General features: G+C 36.7%; 15 protein-coding genes. 6 read left to right on the top strand and 9 right to left on the bottom strand.

Features of this window, described 5'->3' with window-relative positions; all coding sequences use genetic code 11:
• Window positions 1-46: 46 nt before the first annotated feature.
• The gene (locus tag HLV59_RS09605; protein WP_003651675.1) at window positions 47-940 is read left to right on the top strand and encodes a LysR family transcriptional regulator; all 894 of its coding nucleotides are present in this window, start codon (window positions 47-49) and stop codon (window positions 938-940) included.
• A 48-nt stretch (window positions 941-988) separates the two neighbouring features.
• On the opposite strand, the gene HLV59_RS09600 is transcribed toward HLV59_RS09605, so the two are convergent.
• The 5 genes from HLV59_RS09600 to HLV59_RS09580 all read right to left on the bottom strand — a co-directional run bounded on the left by HLV59_RS09600 (window position 989) and on the right by HLV59_RS09580 (window position 6,227).
• Window positions 989-2,161 carry a thiolase family protein gene (locus HLV59_RS09600; RefSeq protein ID WP_081174026.1) on the bottom strand — a complete coding sequence of 391 codons (1,173 nt, stop codon included), beginning with the start codon at window positions 2,159-2,161 and terminating at the stop codon, window positions 989-991.
• A gap of 65 nt (window positions 2,162-2,226) precedes the next feature.
• On the bottom strand, window positions 2,227-3,636 hold the full coding sequence (locus HLV59_RS09595; RefSeq protein WP_057104965.1) for a short-chain fatty acid transporter: 1,410 nt from the start codon (window positions 3,634-3,636) through the stop codon (window positions 2,227-2,229).
• A gap of 116 nt (window positions 3,637-3,752) precedes the next feature.
• Window positions 3,753-4,394 carry a 3-oxoacid CoA-transferase subunit B gene (locus tag HLV59_RS09590; RefSeq protein WP_057104966.1) on the bottom strand — a complete coding sequence of 214 codons (642 nt, stop codon included), beginning with the start codon at window positions 4,392-4,394 and terminating at the stop codon, window positions 3,753-3,755.
• Window position 4,395: 1 nt separating this feature from the next.
• Window positions 4,396-5,100, bottom strand: a complete 705-nt coding sequence (locus HLV59_RS09585; RefSeq protein ID WP_031948279.1) for a CoA transferase subunit A — start codon at window positions 5,098-5,100, stop codon at window positions 4,396-4,398.
• A gap of 245 nt (window positions 5,101-5,345) precedes the next feature.
• On the bottom strand, window positions 5,346-6,227 hold the full coding sequence (locus HLV59_RS09580) for a LysR family transcriptional regulator (protein WP_171429846.1): 882 nt from the start codon (window positions 6,225-6,227) through the stop codon (window positions 5,346-5,348).
• 525 nt (window positions 6,228-6,752) lie between these two features.
• On the opposite strand from HLV59_RS09580, the gene HLV59_RS09575 reads away from it, so the two are divergent.
• Window positions 6,753-7,091 (top strand): hypothetical protein, encoded by a 339-nt coding sequence (locus HLV59_RS09575; protein ID WP_081174025.1) that lies wholly within the window; start codon window positions 6,753-6,755, stop codon window positions 7,089-7,091.
• Window positions 7,092-7,225: 134 nt separating this feature from the next.
• Here the strand turns inward: HLV59_RS09575 and HLV59_RS09570 are convergent, their stop codons facing one another.
• Together HLV59_RS09570 and HLV59_RS09565 are read right to left on the bottom strand one after the other, a co-directional pair.
• Window positions 7,226-7,654, bottom strand: a complete 429-nt coding sequence (locus HLV59_RS09570; protein WP_228146781.1) for a hypothetical protein — start codon at window positions 7,652-7,654, stop codon at window positions 7,226-7,228.
• 16 nt (window positions 7,655-7,670) lie between these two features.
• Entirely contained in the window at window positions 7,671-8,099 is a 429-nt protein-coding gene (locus HLV59_RS09565) for a hypothetical protein (RefSeq protein WP_081174023.1), read from the bottom strand.
• Between the two features lie 597 nt (window positions 8,100-8,696).
• On the opposite strand from HLV59_RS09565, the gene HLV59_RS09560 reads away from it, so the two are divergent.
• The 3 genes from HLV59_RS09560 (at window position 8,697) to HLV59_RS09550 (ending at window position 12,250) form a co-directional block, all read left to right on the top strand.
• Window positions 8,697-10,118 carry a GntP family permease gene (locus HLV59_RS09560; protein WP_171429845.1) on the top strand — a complete coding sequence of 474 codons (1,422 nt, stop codon included), beginning with the start codon at window positions 8,697-8,699 and terminating at the stop codon, window positions 10,116-10,118.
• A gap of 33 nt (window positions 10,119-10,151) precedes the next feature.
• Window positions 10,152-10,937 carry a 3-hydroxybutyrate dehydrogenase gene (locus HLV59_RS09555; protein WP_171429844.1) on the top strand — a complete coding sequence of 262 codons (786 nt, stop codon included), beginning with the start codon at window positions 10,152-10,154 and terminating at the stop codon, window positions 10,935-10,937.
• A gap of 326 nt (window positions 10,938-11,263) precedes the next feature.
• Window positions 11,264-12,250 (top strand): AraC family transcriptional regulator, encoded by a 987-nt coding sequence (locus tag HLV59_RS09550; protein WP_061875368.1) that lies wholly within the window; start codon window positions 11,264-11,266, stop codon window positions 12,248-12,250.
• Window positions 12,251-12,318: 68 nt separating this feature from the next.
• Here the strand turns inward: HLV59_RS09550 and HLV59_RS09545 are convergent, their stop codons facing one another.
• Window positions 12,319-13,662 carry an MFS transporter gene (locus HLV59_RS09545; protein ID WP_016145223.1) on the bottom strand — a complete coding sequence of 448 codons (1,344 nt, stop codon included), beginning with the start codon at window positions 13,660-13,662 and terminating at the stop codon, window positions 12,319-12,321.
• Between the two features lie 16 nt (window positions 13,663-13,678).
• Window positions 13,679-14,932, bottom strand: coding sequence for an OprD family outer membrane porin (locus tag HLV59_RS09540; protein ID WP_171429843.1), 1,254 nt, complete (start codon window positions 14,930-14,932; stop codon window positions 13,679-13,681).
• Between the two features lie 325 nt (window positions 14,933-15,257).
• Here HLV59_RS09540 and HLV59_RS09535 point away from each other — a divergent pair, with 325 nt between their 5' ends.
• A complete protein-coding gene (locus HLV59_RS09535; protein WP_171429842.1) occupies window positions 15,258-16,508 on the top strand; it encodes a dienelactone hydrolase family protein in 1,251 nt (416 codons plus the stop codon).
• Window positions 16,509-16,510: the final 2 nt, after the last annotated feature.

Genomic DNA, 16,510 nt, shown 5'->3' with positions numbered 1-16,510 from the left:
ATTTCATTCCTTTTGAATGGATTATTTGATCCAGACGGAGACAATTTTGTTTGATCTAGATAGTAGATTACTAAATATTTTTTATCATATTTATCGGTTTAAAAGTGTTTCAATGGCTGCCGATGCTATTGGCCTTACACAACCGAGCGTTAGTAATGGACTTAACAAAATCCGTCAGCATTTTAATGATCCACTTTTTATTCGTGTTGGGAATGAAATGATTCCAACTGAATTAGCAAAGGAGATTTTTCCACTCATTAGTGAAGTCATTGATAAAGTTGAAAGCATTAATAACTTTAGTGTGAACTTTGATCCCCTAACTTCAGATCAGCTTTTTACAATTGCGATGACAGATGTCTCTCATCTGGTTTTATTACCGCAATTAACAAATTATTTAAAAGAGAAAGCCCCTTTAATTCGCTTGAATATTAGGCCCATTACCCCAGAAACCAGCTATCAAATGGCAAATGGTGAGATTGATCTTGCAATTGGTTTTTTACCCCAATTAGAAGAAGGCTTTTATCAACAAAAGTTTTTTAAACAACATTATGTGGTGATTAGCTCTAAGAGCCATCCTCGTTTAGACCCAAATAATTTCACTTTAGATGATTATATGCGCGAATATCATATTGATATTGATGCAGGAATCGGGCACTACCATATTAAAAATGAATTACAGAACAAAGGATTGGATCGAAATATTTTAATTCGATTACCGAGCTATCTTGGAGTGGGATTAGTTGTACAAGAAACAGATGCGATTGCAACAGTGCCGTATTACTTAAGCCAAGTTTTACTGGTGAGAGAAAATTTACAGATTTTACCGGCGCCTCTAGACTTCCCAACTTATGATGTTAAACAACATTGGCATATGTCTTGCCATCATAAAAGTAGTCATAAATGGTTCCGCCAAACCTGTTATGAACTTTTTAAAGTCTAAAAAAGAAGGTGTAAGAAAAATTCTTACACCTTCTGCGTGGTTTGATTTTTAGATTTCAATTGCGACAGCTGTAGCTTCACCACCACCAATACATAATGCAGCCACACCTTTCTTTTTACCTAGTCGTTTTAAAGCATAGATAAGAGAAAGAATAATTCTTGAGCCTGTTGCGCCAATAGGATGGCCTAAAGCACAAGCACCACCATGTACATTAACTTTTGCTTCATCAATACCGAGTTCATGAATTGGTGCCATTGCCACCATTGCAAAAGCTTCATTAATTTCCCATGCATCTACTTCATCAACAGACCAACCAGCACGCTCAAGCACTTTTTGAATTGCACTAATTGGAGCAATAGTAAATTCGCTTGGATGCTGTGAGTGAGTAGAGGTTGCAACAATTTTCGCCAAAGTATTTAAGCCATGGCTTTGAGCATATTCTTCAGTCGTAAGTACTAATGCAGCAGCACCATCAGAAATGGAGCTTGAGTTAGCAGCTGTAATTGTTCCGTCTTTACTAAAAGCAGGGCGCAATGTTGGGATCTTCTCAAGATTGGCTTTTAATGGCTGCTCATCTTGATCGATAACTTCGACACCTTTACGTGTTTTTACTTCAACAGGAACAATTTCTTCTTTGAAATAACCTTCGGTAATCGCAGTTTGCGCTTTTTTAAGTGAAGAAATCGCAAAGTTATCCATTTGCTCACGTGTAAAGCCTTTAGTGTTTGCCATGTCTTGCGCAAACGAACCCATTAAGCGGCTTGTTTCAGCATCTTCAAGACCATCTAAAAACATATGATCCTTAATTTCGCCGTGACCCATACGGTAACCACCGCGAGCTTTCGGTAAAATATAAGGCGCATTGGTCATAGATTCCATGCCACCTGCAACAATAATATTGGCACTGCCTGCTTTTAAAGTATCTGAAGCCATTAACACCGCTTTCATGGCAGAGCCACACAGTTTATTAATAGTGACTGCACCGACATGATCAGGTACACCAGCTTTACGCATTGCCTGACGAGCAGGACCTTGGCCAATACCTGCACTTAATACGCAACCAAAAATAACTTCATCTACTTGTTCAGGAGCAATGCCTGCACGTTGAATCGATTCACGGATGACAGCAGCGCCAAGTTCTGGTGCAGTTAAAGCCGATAGGCTACCTTGAAAACCGCCCATTGCAGTACGGCTACCTGAAACTATAACAATTGAACTCATCTTAATATCTCTTATTGATGTATTTGCTAAATTTGCCTTTAGTCGAAACTAAAGGCGCCAGTAAATTAAAAAGTGGGTGGGGTGTAGCTAAGAGTTCTTCCAAAGAACCATAATAAAAATAAAACTAATGGAAAATGTACAACGAGCTGAGTGACTGTAAAACCAATCACATCTTTTGCTTTTAGTTTTAGAATGCCTAACATTGGAAGCATAAAGAATGGATTGATTAAGTTCGGTAAAGCTTCGGCTGCATTATAAATTTGTACAGACCAGCCTAAATGAACCTTTAAATCATTTGCTGCTTGCATGACATATGGGGCTTCAATAATCCATTTTCCACCGCCAGATGGCACGAAGAACCCCAGGATGGCAGAGTAAATTCCCATCACAATTGCAAAAGTTTCTTTGGAGGCGATTGAAACGAAAAACTCGGCTATATAATGAGACAGCGATAAATCCTGACTATTTAAAGCTTGTGTCATAATAAAAGCGATGCTTCCATAAAGTGGAAACTGAATTAAGATTCCCGATACCGCTGGAACTGCCTTCGAAACAGCATTTAAGAAATTTCGTGGTGTTCCATGCAACGCTAGCCCTAGCATTAAGAACACAAAGTTGTATGTGTTTAAGCTTGAAATAGCGATGATTGGATTACTTTTTGAAAATTCAAAAAACATCCAGATTAAGCCTAATGCCACCACAATAATCGTTAAAATAGGTGAGTTTTCTAACCAGTCGCCTGGGCGCGTCGATTTTTCCTCGTGTGGTTTGTCTTCTTCAAACCGCACATCAAAACTATCAATTGTTTTAACATTATTACCTTTGGGAGCTGACCAGTAAGCAATTGCGATTGAAACAATCACCAAAATAATAGTCATCGCAATAGATTGCCAAAGGAAAATCGTTTCAGTAAATGGAATAACACCAGTTAGGTTGTAAATTGACTCAGGTAAACTGGTTTTATTTGCCTGAAGCTGTGCTGCCGAAGAACTAATTCCAAGAGCCCACGTTGCTCCCATACCAATAATTGCCGCCGCTGCCGCTGCACGGTAATCCATATTCAGCTCTTTACGTTTTGCTAACGCAATCACTAGAAGGGCAGTAAGAATTGTACTTACTGCCCAATTGACCAGTGAAATTAATAAGCTGACAGTTGCAACTAAAACAATAGCACCACGTCCAGAATTTGGAATACGTGCCATTTTTTGAATTAGGAACTTTACGGGCTTAGATACAGAAACCACATAACCCACAATAATGAGCATGGTCATTTGCAGGGTAAAGGGAATAAGGCTCCAGAAGCCATTACCAAAAGAAGTCGCTACATCATGTATCGGCGCACCAATACCCAATGCGGCAACAGAGACAATAATGACGCCAAGTAGAGCAAAAATATATGAATCAGGAAACCATTTTTCAGACCAGTCACTAATCCGAAGAGCAAATCTTTCAAAAATTCCTTGCTGTTTTTCCATAGCTGAAAAAATCCTTCTCGTTCTTATTCGTAGACAGCACATCCGGTGCTTAAAAGGGTTAAGACTTAAGCTCACCTCCTAACTTAAGTCTTATCTCGCTAACTAAAAATTAAAATTTACGCGACTAATGTTTTGTGAAACTCAACACCTGTAGCAGCTTGAATCTGTTCAAGCGTAACATCTTTAGCTAGTTCAATGAGTTCTACGCCTTGGGGGGTAATGTCCATTACGCCTAAGTCAGTAATTACGCGATGAACCACGCCTTTACCTGTTAAAGGTAAACTGCAGTTTTTCACGATTTTTGGCGTACCATCTTTTGCACAGTGTTCCATAAGCACAACAACTTTTTGAACACCTACAACCAAGTCCATTGCACCGCCCATACCTTTGACTTTCTTGCCCGGAATCATCCAGTTAGCTAAGTCACCATTTTCAGAAACTTCCATTGCACCTAAAATCGCAATGTTGACATGGCCACCACGGATCATGGCAAAAGATTCTGAGCTTGAGAAAAAGGCAGCGCCAGGGCGTGCAGTAACCGTTTGTTTACCAGCGTTAATTAAGTCGGCATCGACAGTTTCTTCGGTTGGAAACTCCCCAATACCTAATAAACCATTTTCAGATTGAAGCCAAACATTAATATTTTCAGGAATATAATTAGCAACCAGGGTAGGTAAGCCAATACCTAAATTGACATAAAAACCGTCTTCAAGTTCTTTTGCAGCACGTTGTGCCATTTCATTGCGTGACCAAGCCATTTTATACTGCCTCCGTGCTTAAAGTTTTATGCTCAATGCGTTTTTCAGGTGACGCATTAAGTACAATGCGGTTTACATAGATACCCGCTAAATGGATTTCATCCGGATCTAAGTCGCCAATTTCAACAACCTGTTCAACTTCGGCGATTGTAATTTTTCCAGCCATTGCACATTCAGGGTTAAAATTCTGAGCAGTTTTACGGAATACTAAATTACCAGCCTTGTCTGCCTTATAGGCTTTAACTAGAGCAACATCTGCTGTTAAAGATTCTTCTAAAATGTAATTTTTGCCATTAAAGGTCCGTTCTTCTTTACCTTCAGCAATCAGTGTGCCGACGCCAGTTTGCGTATAAAATGCAGGAATTCCAGCACCGCCAGCACGTAACTTTTCAGCTAAAGTACCTTGTGGGGTAAGTTCTACATCAAGTTCACCATTTAAATACTGACGCTCAAATTCTTTGTTTTCACCAACATAAGAAGAGATCATTTTTTTAATCTGTTTGGTTTGAAGCAAAATACCTAAGCCAAAGTCATCTATACCTGCGTTATTAGAAATACAAGTGAGACCAGTTACACCACTTTGTTTAACTGCAACAATCAGTTTTTCAGGAATTCCACATAAACCAAAACCGCCAACTGCAAGTGTTTGATTGTCTGCAATTACATCTTTCAGTGCTGCCTCTGCATTGGCATAAACTTTATTCATTCTATTGTTATCCTATATCCCTTAGTAATCTTAGTTTTAGCATCTGAATTCGAGTTATAGAAGTTAATTTTTTTAAAGGATTAATAAGTATAATCAATGAATGGTCTCAAATTATCTATAAAAGATCAGACGTATATAACGTTTAAATCTTCATAAAATCATTATAATATATTGAAAATTATAATTATTAAGAATTTAACTTAGCCTTATGCTTAGCTCATCCTAAAAATACAGTCTTTAATTTTTTAAAATTTATATTGAACCAAAGCCTCAATAAATTGAGTCGAAATATTTGAAATTTCAAAGTTCTTTTTATAAACAATTCCTACAGTCTTATGAATAGATTCATCCTTTAACTCAATCAAAACGTTATGTTCTTTATCAATGTGTTTAGCAAAATGCCTTGGAATCGCACTTACTCCAATTCCATAAGCCACAAAACTTGAAAGTGATGAAATTTGATGACATTCAACTTTCAAATCGAGCGTTATATTATTTCGCAAACAATTTTGTTCAACTAAATATCGAACAATTGAAGGTTTTTGTAATGTCACGAATGGGTTTGAACAAAGCTCTTGCCACGTAATAGAAGGCGACTGAGCAAGTGGATGAGTCTTAGGTAATAAAGCTAAGAAATCTTCTTCAAATAATGGTTTGAACTCTAAGCCTTCGGTGAGATCCGGTTCGAAGCAGATGCCAAGCTCGAAAATACCATCTTGTACTTTTTCTATAATGGTCTCATTCGGGATATCGTGGATTGAAAAGTTCAGGTTGGGATGAAGTTCTAAAAATTGATGAATCACCTCAGGCAAAATTGCATGAGTCACAAAGGGCATTGAGGCAATACTTAATGTTCCCCGATTGAGCTTAAAGCGTTGTTTGACATCATTTTCCATTTCATCCCAATTGGCGAGTAATTTTTTAGCATAGGGAATGAGGGATTTACCTTCTTGGGTAAGCTCGACACGGCGTGTATTACGATTAAACAATTTTCCGCCTAACTCTTCTTCTAAGCTTTTGATGGTGAGGCTTAAAGCAGATTGGCTTAAATGTAGCTCTAGTGATGCATTGGCATAGTTGAGAGTACGTGCTAGGGCTAAAAAAGCTTTTAATTGTTTAAGCGTCATTTCTTTCCTTTAGATTACCCAACTCATCTAGAAGGGTAATTTATACGAAAATTTGTCTAATATGATGTTTTTTGAAAAAATAAGAAAAATAAAGCAGGGGACAATGTGCTGAGCTACTTCAGTAAATTTTCCCAACATAATTCATTAGTGTTAGTAAAGTATGGAGCCATTTTTTCATTAGTGGTTTTTATTGGAGCTTGAAAAGATACTACCAACAGCTTTTGTAATGAATTGTGGTAGATTCTTAACAATTAAGCTTTTGATAATATTTTCGTATACCATTACCAGATTAAAAAATAATTAAAATCTTCTAAGGTACATTGAATGAATAAGATAGCTGGAATTTTGATAGTTGCTCTTCTTTTTTGTATTTTTGCTAATTTTGAAAGTTTCAAATTGTTAAAATTTGATCAAACCACAACTGCTAAAATTAACAAAACTCTTCCTAAAAACTAATCCACCTCAAGGTGGATTTTTTATATTTTGAACTTTAAATTTTACTTATTAATAATAAAGGATGGTTTCATGAGAAAAACATTAATTGGCGCTTTATTCTTAACGTTTGGAGCCTCGGCAAGCGCCGCATCTAAAATTGAAAAAGAGGAAACAAAAAACTTTTCAACAATGAGGCAATGCATTGAATGGTTAGATTCTAAATATCCAAACAGCAAATGGCATAAAGACAGAGGTACCACTTGGAATTTAGAAAATGATAATTCAAATTTGCTATCTGGGATTACTCATATTCCTAGTGAAGAAAATCAAAAGCTCATACATTCGGTTGCCATTTATTGCAAATTAAAAGAAACAAGCACCGAAGGCCTATTCTATGAAGGAAAGTATATCGTTATAGAAGCTATTTAAACTCAAATTTTGATTGAGTGAACCCACTCATGAAGTGGGTTTCTTATTACCTACAATAAGGGGTGAGGCAGAGGGAAACTTGCGTATACATATAGCGGCTCAAAGCTTTTTACTTAATGGAATTATATTTTAAATTAATATCTTATATCTATTGTCCCAGCCATCCAATAACCATGATTTGCGCAAGCATCAGGAATAAAAGGTGTGACTTGAGTAGATTTTACTTCATATAGGCCGCCACCAATTGATATTTCTTCGCCAATTAAAACAGATTGATTTGAAAAACCATTAGTAATTTTAAATTTACCATAGCCTAAATTTACTAATTTGCTACCATAAGGCCAAATAATCAACGGACCTGTTTCATCACCAAGTCTGATACATCCATTTTTATCTGCTATAAGCTTTCCATGTGCTGCAGCCATCATTGAAATATTACTTTTCGTATTGCTTGTAATAAGTATCGGTTGAATAGAAACCTCTTCATGGTTTGTTATATTAGGCTTTACCATGCAAGATGTTAGGCTAAAAGCCATTAAAGATGCTAAAAGTTGTATTTTCATATTAAGCACTCTTTATTTACTTTTTAGTAAGAGGTTCTATAAATTGATTGATAATAACGCCTTTACTTAGATCACATGTAGTATCAGGTTTAATTATCCATTTGTAGTCGTTCAAATTAATGGGATAAGCTTCTCCGCTGCCGTAAGCAATGGTGTCACCATCTTTATATTCTTTTGAGTCAACAATTAAAAAATGCTTATTGCTATCCCAATGAGCATCTTTAGTTGCAAAAATAGGAAGAACTCGATCATTTGCATTCATTAAATAAACACAATAACCTTCAACCTTGATTTGTGCCTCACTATAGCTTGCATTATCAGCACTACCAGAGTAACCAATTTTTGGCACAGTAACCTTATTTTGAAGGTGGGGAGGATTGGTACATCCATTAAGTAGGATGATCAATCCAGTTTGAATAGTAAGCAAGAGATTTCTTTTATTCATGACTAAGATACTGGTGAGAAGTCTAAATTATAAAGTTCATCAGTAGAAATGTAATAGTATTCATTAAATTTTCCAGCTCTAATGACGGAAATAGAAGTTACTTTTAATAAACTAAATACCGTTTTCGAGTAAAGATGAGAATAGTAAAAAACATGATTTTATATTCCTGCTTTAATTCTTTGATGGCCTTGTTCAAATAAAGATAAAAAATTATCTGTGTGATATTTATAAAGAATAAGACAAAAAATTTTTATTTAATTATTTTAAAAAATATATTATTTAATTGTCTTTATTAAATAATATAGAGATATTAATTTAATTTACTCAATAATTAATAAGTTTTATCAAATAATAATAGTTTTTGAATAATTAAATTTTACCAATAAAACAACTTAACTAGTTGTATTGTTTGTATATTTCAAAATATAAATAAATTACATTGTTTTTAAATATTTTAGTGATATTTTATTTTTAAGCTCATTTACCTATTACCACATATGGATATTGTGATTTTTATCATTATAGGTTTGGGATAACCTAAATATCTTTTGGTAATTTAATTGAACCTAATATCTATTCTTTAGGGAGAAGGAATATATGTGGGAATTATTTGTAATTCTACTTTCGCTTGGGCTGTTAATGTATACAGCTTACAAGGGCTTTTCAGTCATTCTCATGGCACCAATTTGTGCCTTACTTGCAGTTTTACTCATTAACCCAGCCAATGTTTTACCATTTTATTCGGGTGTTTTTATGCCCAAAATGGTGAACTTTATTAAAGATTACTTTCTTGTGTTTTTGCTCGGGGCAATTTTCGGTAAAGTCGTTGAAATGTCAGGAATTGCTGAGTCTATTGCACGAACCATTGTGAGATGGATTGGGGCAAAAAAAGCAATTTTAACGGTTGTATTACTAGGTGCAATTTTAACCTATAGCGGTGTAAGTTTATTTGTTGCTGTATTTGCAATTTATCCCTTTGCAAACCAGCTTTTTAGACAAGCTAATATTCCAAAACGTTTAATTCCGGGAACCATCGCGCTGGGTGCATTTACATTTACCATGGATGCATTACCAGGTACACCACAAATCCAGAACGTAATTCCCACTACATTCTTTGGCACCAATATTTATGCCGCACCATTTCTAGGAATTATTGGTGCAATTTTTGTTCTATGCATGGGTTTGGCTTACTTAGAATGGCGCCGCCGTGCAGCTGCAAAAGCTGGTGAGGGGTACTCTGATTTTGGTGTAGACAATACGCAGCCTCAAGAAATTGAAGCCAATATGAACTTGCAAAATAATGGAAGTACGGCTCGTCAGTTTTTAGCGTTTGTACCTCTCATTCTCGTTGCAGTAATGAACAAATATTTATCTAAAGCAATCAAAGAGTGGTATCCAAATGGCTTTGATTTTGCTGCTGTTGGTTTAGCTGACTACACCGTAGATGTTGCAAAAACTGGTGCGATCTGGGCAGTGGGTCTTGCACTTATTGTCGGGATTATTTCTGCAATTTTGTTTGATTATCAGCGTGTAGTGACGAACTTTAAAGAGGGGATTAATGCCAGTATTGGTGGGTCGCTTTTAGCAGTGATGAATACAGCTTCTGAGTATGGTTTCGGTGCAATTATTGCGTCATTACCGGGCTTTGCTTTGATTAGCCATGCAATGAGCAGTACCTTCACAAATCCTTTAGTAAATGGCGCTGTGACGACAACTGTTTTAGCAGGTATTACTGGTTCAGCTTCTGGTGGTATGAGTATCGCTTTAAGTGCGATGGCTGAACAATATAATGCCGCAATTTTAGCCGCTGGTATTCCACCTGAAGTCATGCACCGTGTGGTTGCAATGGCATCAGGTGGTATGGATACACTACCGCATAATGGCGCTGTTATCACTTTGCTTGCGGTTACCGGTTTAACCCACAAACAGTCGTATAAAGACATTTTTGCAGTCACAGTAATTAAAACAGTAGCGGTATTTGTCGTGATTACGGTCTTTACCGTAACGGGTATTGTTTAAATCAGCATGTTATAAGTATTAAGGAGTAAATAGATGACGAAACTTTTAGACGGTAAAGTCGCTTTTATTACAGGTTCTGCAAGCGGTATCGGTTTAGAAATTGCTAAGAAATTTGCTCAAGAAGGTGCCAAAGTTGTTATTTCTGATATGAATGCCGAAAAGTGCCAAGAAACAGCAAGTCTACTCAAAGAGCAAGGTTTTGAAGCATTATCTGCACCATGTGATGTAACTGATGAAGATGCTTATAAACAAGCAATTGAGCTGACTCAAAAGACCTTTGGTACGGTTGATATCTTAATTAATAATGCTGGTTTCCAACATGTTGCGCCTATTGAAGAGTTTCCAACGGCTGTTTTTCAAAAGCTAGTTCAGGTCATGTTAACGGGTGCATTTATTGGCATTAAACATGTTTTTCCAATCATGAAAGCTCAAAAATATGGTCGTATTATTAATATGGCTTCAATTAATGGCTTGATTGGTTTCGCTGGAAAAGCAGGTTATAACAGTGCTAAACACGGCGTAATTGGCCTAACAAAAGTTGCAGCTTTAGAATGTGCACGTGACGGTATTACGGTAAATGCTTTATGTCCAGGTTATGTTGATACACCATTAGTTCGCGGTCAAATTGCTGATTTGGCTAAAACCCGTAATGTAAGCTTAGACAGTGCACTTGAAGATGTAATTTTGGCAATGGTTCCTCAAAAGCGTTTTCTATCTGTTGAAGAGATTGCTGACTATGCAATTTTCCTTGCGAGTGGTAAAGCTGGTGGGGTAACAGGCCAAGCTGTCGTTATGGATGGTGGCTACACAGCACAATAATTTATGTGTTTTATAAAAGCCGCTTATTTTGAATAGGCGGTTTTTTTTGATGAAAAATTTACGATAGTCCACTGTTCAAAATAATGATTTAGCTCTACGATATTGGCTTATAAAAAATCTAATAAAATAAGATTGTTAAGGTATAAAATTATACTTTAAAGGTATTTAACTTATTTCTATTTTTAAAATTTAATAGAGTGTGAGAAAGTAATCTTTACTCTCTTTCTTGATTCGATATTTTTCAAGAAAAGTCGTCAATTAAAGGATATTAATTGGCATACAAGTTGCTTTTTAAGCAATAAGTTATTTAGCTAGGTGAAAAGGATATGATATCACTCAGCCAACAGATGGAACTCAATCATTATTCCCGCAAAGCTGAATTTGCGCAGAATTTGATGTCCACAATTTGTGGTGAACACCGTCTAGACACAATTTACAAAGACACTCTCGATTTTCACTATGACGGAATGCGTTTGCCTAATAAAAAAATGGCAATCGGTACAATCAGTTATGGTGCAAATGTTGCTATTAACATCTCAAATTTAAAGGCTTATAGTATTAGTTTGCCGATACAAGGTCGACAAGCTCTCAACATTCGTGGCGCTCATTATCAGTCTGATGAAAACAGAGGTCTTATTGTTTCAAATAACGATCAGCAAGATCTGATTATCGATAAAGATTGCAGAAAATTTCAGGTGGTTATTCCTGAGCGAAGTATGCAGATCGTCCTTGCAGATCTACTCAATAAGCCCATAGAAACTCCCATTATTTTTAATCCTGAAATGCATCTGGACTCGGAGCAGCTGATAGGAGCTTGGTGGAAAAATATTCAGAATTTTTTACAGCTAAAATCGCAATATAGCAATTTTTATGGTTTACAGATGTTATCTGAAGACTATGAAAATTTTGTGATTAAGGCCTTACTATTATCTCAAGAAAATAACTATTCTGATGCTTTAAAGTCACTCTCATATCAGGATGAGCCAGCTTATATTCGTAAGGTTCGTAATTTTATTATTGAACATGCCCATGAAGAAATCTGTGCAGAAGACTTGCAGCGTCTGGCTGGTGTTTCAAAATCAAAATTGTATGACGAATTTCAACAGTACTACGGCACAAGCCCAATGTCATATTTGAAAAAATATCGTCTTCAACAAATTTATAAAATCTTGAGCACCACAGGAGCTGATAGAAAGGTTTCTATTTCAAAGCTTGCGTATGACTGGGGCTTTAACCATTTAAGTCGTTTTTCTCAAGAATATCGTGAAGAGTTTGGCGAAAATCCAAGTGAGACCAAAGGTAAAATTTTCTAATATTTAATTTTTCCCAATAAAAAACTGATTTAGGCAACTAAATCAGTTTTTTATTTATCGCATAATATTTATAGACTTTCTTCTAGCTTTAACACTTGTTTGTTTTTAGATTTCTCATAGATCACTTTGAGACTAAGTGCAATAAATGAGATGAAGGTTGGTAAAGCGAGAATAAAGAAAATACCGCTTAAGCTTAGGTTAAAAGTGAAAATGAGCGATCCAAAGAAAGCACCTAAAATTGCACCGATACGGCCAATACCATGCATCCATGAAACACCAACCGCGCGGCACACTGCTGGATAGAACATAGCTGCAAGTGGCAGTAATGAAGACTGTGCACCAGCGAGTAAGGCACCAATTAAGAAAATAGTAAGACCCAATAAGAAAATATTTGAGCTTACTAGACCTGCCACAATAAATAGGGCGAAAGCAATCAGATATGAATATTTAATCACTGTAGTTGGGTTTAGTTTATCCATGTACCATCCCATAATGGTTGCACCAATCACACCACCAAAAGGGAAAATCGCGGCAATTAAACTAAATTGTTGGGTACTGAAACCTGCTGTTTTTAAAATTGTTGGCATCCAGCTGGTTAAAAGATAGAACACCAATAGACTAGTAAAGCAGCAGAGCCAAAGCATGCTTGAACCCCACAAATATTTTCCTAGAACCACTTTAACTGGATTTTCATCTGAGACATTTTCTGCTTGAGTTAAAACAAGTTTTACAGGTTCTTGAAAAGAATGGCCTTGAATATTTTCTAAAATACGTTGAGCTTTGTCTTGTTGATGACGTGTAATCAAGTATTGAGTTGATTCAGGCAATTTAAGCAATAGAGCAACCACTAAAATGAGCGGAATACTCCCGCCAATAATAATCACCTTAGCCCAGCCATAGCTTTCTAATAGATAAGCTGACAGCACACCACCACAGGAAATACCCAGCATAAACCCACAGCCAGCAAGACCTGTAAGGAATGCTTTGCGTTTTACGGGCATATATTCAGAGACAATGGTACTGATGTTTGGCATGGCTGCGCCTAAACCAATACCTGTAATAAAACGATAAATCATTAAGTCTTGGGTTGAATTGGCAAAGCCACACAAAATCGTAAATATTGAGAACAAAAGGCTTGTAAAAACAATAACGCCTTTACGGCCAAACTTATCTGCTAAGGGTCCTGAGATAATTGCACCAATCGACATGCCGACTAAAGCAGCACTTAAAACTGGGGCAAGTTGAGGCTTGGTAATTCCCCAATCATCGAGTAATGCGGGGGCGATAAAACCAATAATTCCTGTGTCTAGGCCGTCACAAAAGAAGACAAAGAAGCCTAGGATAAAAACTATCCACTGCAATGGAGACAGTTTTTCGCGATTGATAATCGTGTTTGCATCTATCGTTTTCATACGTATTCCTTAATCATTAAAATTTTTTGCTGTAATTGACGAAGAAACGGTTTTCTGAAAAATCGTTTCCATGCTTAACGTCGTAATTGATGAAGATGTACTGAAGAGCTAATCCTTTGAGAAAAGGCTGTTGAAGGGCATAATTGACAATAACGTTTGCTTCACTTTCTTTGTTTTTTAAGCCATCTGCTGTTTTAAAGTGATCGCCATATACATATTTCAAAGTGGTATTTAAACCAGGCACATGATCTTTAAAGTCATAGCCATAAATGAAGTGATAAGACTTTTCATCTTGTTTGAAGAAACCTGTGGTGTTCCAGTTAATGAAGTAAGTTTCAGGCAAAAAACCATCTGGTAGCGGGTAAGCAGACTCACCAATAATTTGTTGATAACCCACACCAAAGCTATGATTTTTTACTTTAAGTGATTCTAGTAAACCTACATTTTGTGCATCGATGTCAAAAAGATTTCCATTATCTTTGGCATTGAAATATTTAAATTTTGAATGAACTGAAAAATCAGAATTTTTCCATATATGGTCAAAGCCGACGTAATGCTTGTTATATAAATCCTCCATATTTCCAAAGTAATATTCGCCCTTCAGAGTAGGCGTAAATTGATAGCGAAGATCTATATAGTTCAGTCCATCGGAGTAGCCCGTCACACCTTTTGATGTAAAAGAAAATCGATGAAAATCTTCTTCATTTCGTGGTGATACTTTTTCAATACGGCCAATTTCAGCAAAAAGCTTGTCGTTCAGTTGGCTTTTAAGATTAGCTCCCCAATAGGACGTCAGGAGTTGTCGGCTTGCATCTACAGTCGTTACTGGTAAATCCAGCCATAATTCACCAATGCTTAGTAGCGTTTTGTTATAGCCTAGCTTTAAAGTCGCACCATATTTTAGATAATCAGGTGCTTGAGACTGCGTCTCTTTATCAAAAGGCAATACCGTATCGGCTACATGTTTATCTTGGCTTAAGCGAACAGCGTACTGTGCTGAAGCATTTGCCCCAATTTTAATCGGAGTTCCGTTAATTTCTAACGGCGTATCATGCATATTTGAGTTATAAAATAACGAAACTGACTGTGACCAGCTACCCGTGTCTTTTACATCTGGATTGTCATAATTTCTGTCTATATATGCATTTTTTAATGTAAATTTCCATTCTTCATCCGCTGAATAAGCCTGAGTAGAAAATGCACTACAACATAGAATATTGATGAGCACTAACGTTTTCCGTTGTCCATAAAGTGGCCATGGTCGATGCATAAATAAAACGCCTTAATTTAGAAAATGACTGGGCTTTTTTATGTAATCAAACTAATTACATGACTTGATTGAACTATTTTTAGCCAATCGCCACTATCCAATAAGTCCTAATCTTCATCCATTTTTTCCAAATTAGATAAAAAGCATTAATTTCATTTTTTAGTTTAAAGTTTTGAAATATAGATATTTATTGTTTTTAAATTTTTATCCAGTGTGATTGGTTTTGATAATTGCGCAGAGATTGGATAGTGCTTGCAGCTTTTGGACAGTCTAAAAAAATATTCGGATAGAAGATAAAGCCATAACAATGTCAGGAGTTGACACTATGGCTAGTCAAACCATTCAAATTAAAACTGCATCTGGAAAGCAGTTCAATGCGTATCTCGCAATCCCTGAAACAGGAAAAGGACCTGGAGTGGTGCTTTGTCAGGAAATATTTGGAGTGAATGCAGCAATGCGAGAAAAAGCCAATTTTCTTGCAGAAGAAGGCTATACCGTTCTAGTTCCTGATTTATTTTGGCGTGTAGCACCTAATATTGAACTGGGTTATACACCAGAAGATTTTCAAAAAGCTTTTGAACTGTATCAGCAATATGATGAAAATCTCGGCGTTGAAGATATTCAAGACAGCTTAAATTTTTTAAAGACTCGACCAGAATGTGACATCTCTACAGGCCTTGGGGTGGTGGGGTACTGTTTAGGTGGAAAGCTAGCTTATTTGGCAGGCTGCAGACTTTCGGAAGTGGCATGTGCCGTAGGTTATTACGGTGTAGGCATTGAAAAAGCGTTAGATGAGTTAGCTAACGTAAAGGGTCATTTGGTTTTGCATATTGCAGAACTGGACCAATTTACACCGCCAGATGCGAGGCAAGCAATTGTCGATGCAGCCAACCAATATTCAAATGTACAAGCTTATGTTTATGAAGGTGTTGATCATGCTTTTGCACGCCCAAAAAGCAATCATTATCACAAACCTTCAGCACGCTTTGCCCACGAGCGTACAGTAACAGCGCTGCATGACACGATTGGACCGAAATATGACTTAGTCGCGTTATGGGAAGAGCATATTCGTCATGAGTTTGATACGCGTGATGTGCCTGCAACCATGGCAACAATGGTCGCAGAGCCTTATGTCAACCATATTCCAACCTTAACTGGTGGTGTAGGCCAAAGCCAGCTTGCTCGTTTTTATCAGTACCACTTTGTTCATCAAAATCCTAAAGATATGAAGATCACTTCGATCTCACGCACTGTTGGTTCAACGCAAGTGGTGGATGAGTTCATTATGAGCTTTACCCACGACGCTGAAATTGACTGGTTATTACCTGGTGTAAAACCAACTGGCAAATATGTCGAAATTCCGATGTTAGGTGTAATCCAGTTTAGAGGTTCAAAGCTGTGCCATGAGCATATTTACTGGGACCAAGCATCAGTGCTCGTCCAAATTGGTTTACTAGATCCAACAGGCTTACCAGTTGCAGGTGTCGAGACAGCACGAAAACTTCTTGATGAAGATCTTCCTTCAAATACGTTGATGCCATCTTGGTCAAGTAGTGAAGGCAAGCCAGTCAATTAAGG

This window comes from Acinetobacter lactucae (assembly GCF_013122135.1).
GTDB lineage: Bacteria > Pseudomonadota > Gammaproteobacteria > Pseudomonadales > Moraxellaceae > Acinetobacter > Acinetobacter lactucae.
The sequence above is the reverse complement of the archived record's forward strand: the minus strand, read 5'-3'. Positions and strand labels throughout refer to the sequence as shown.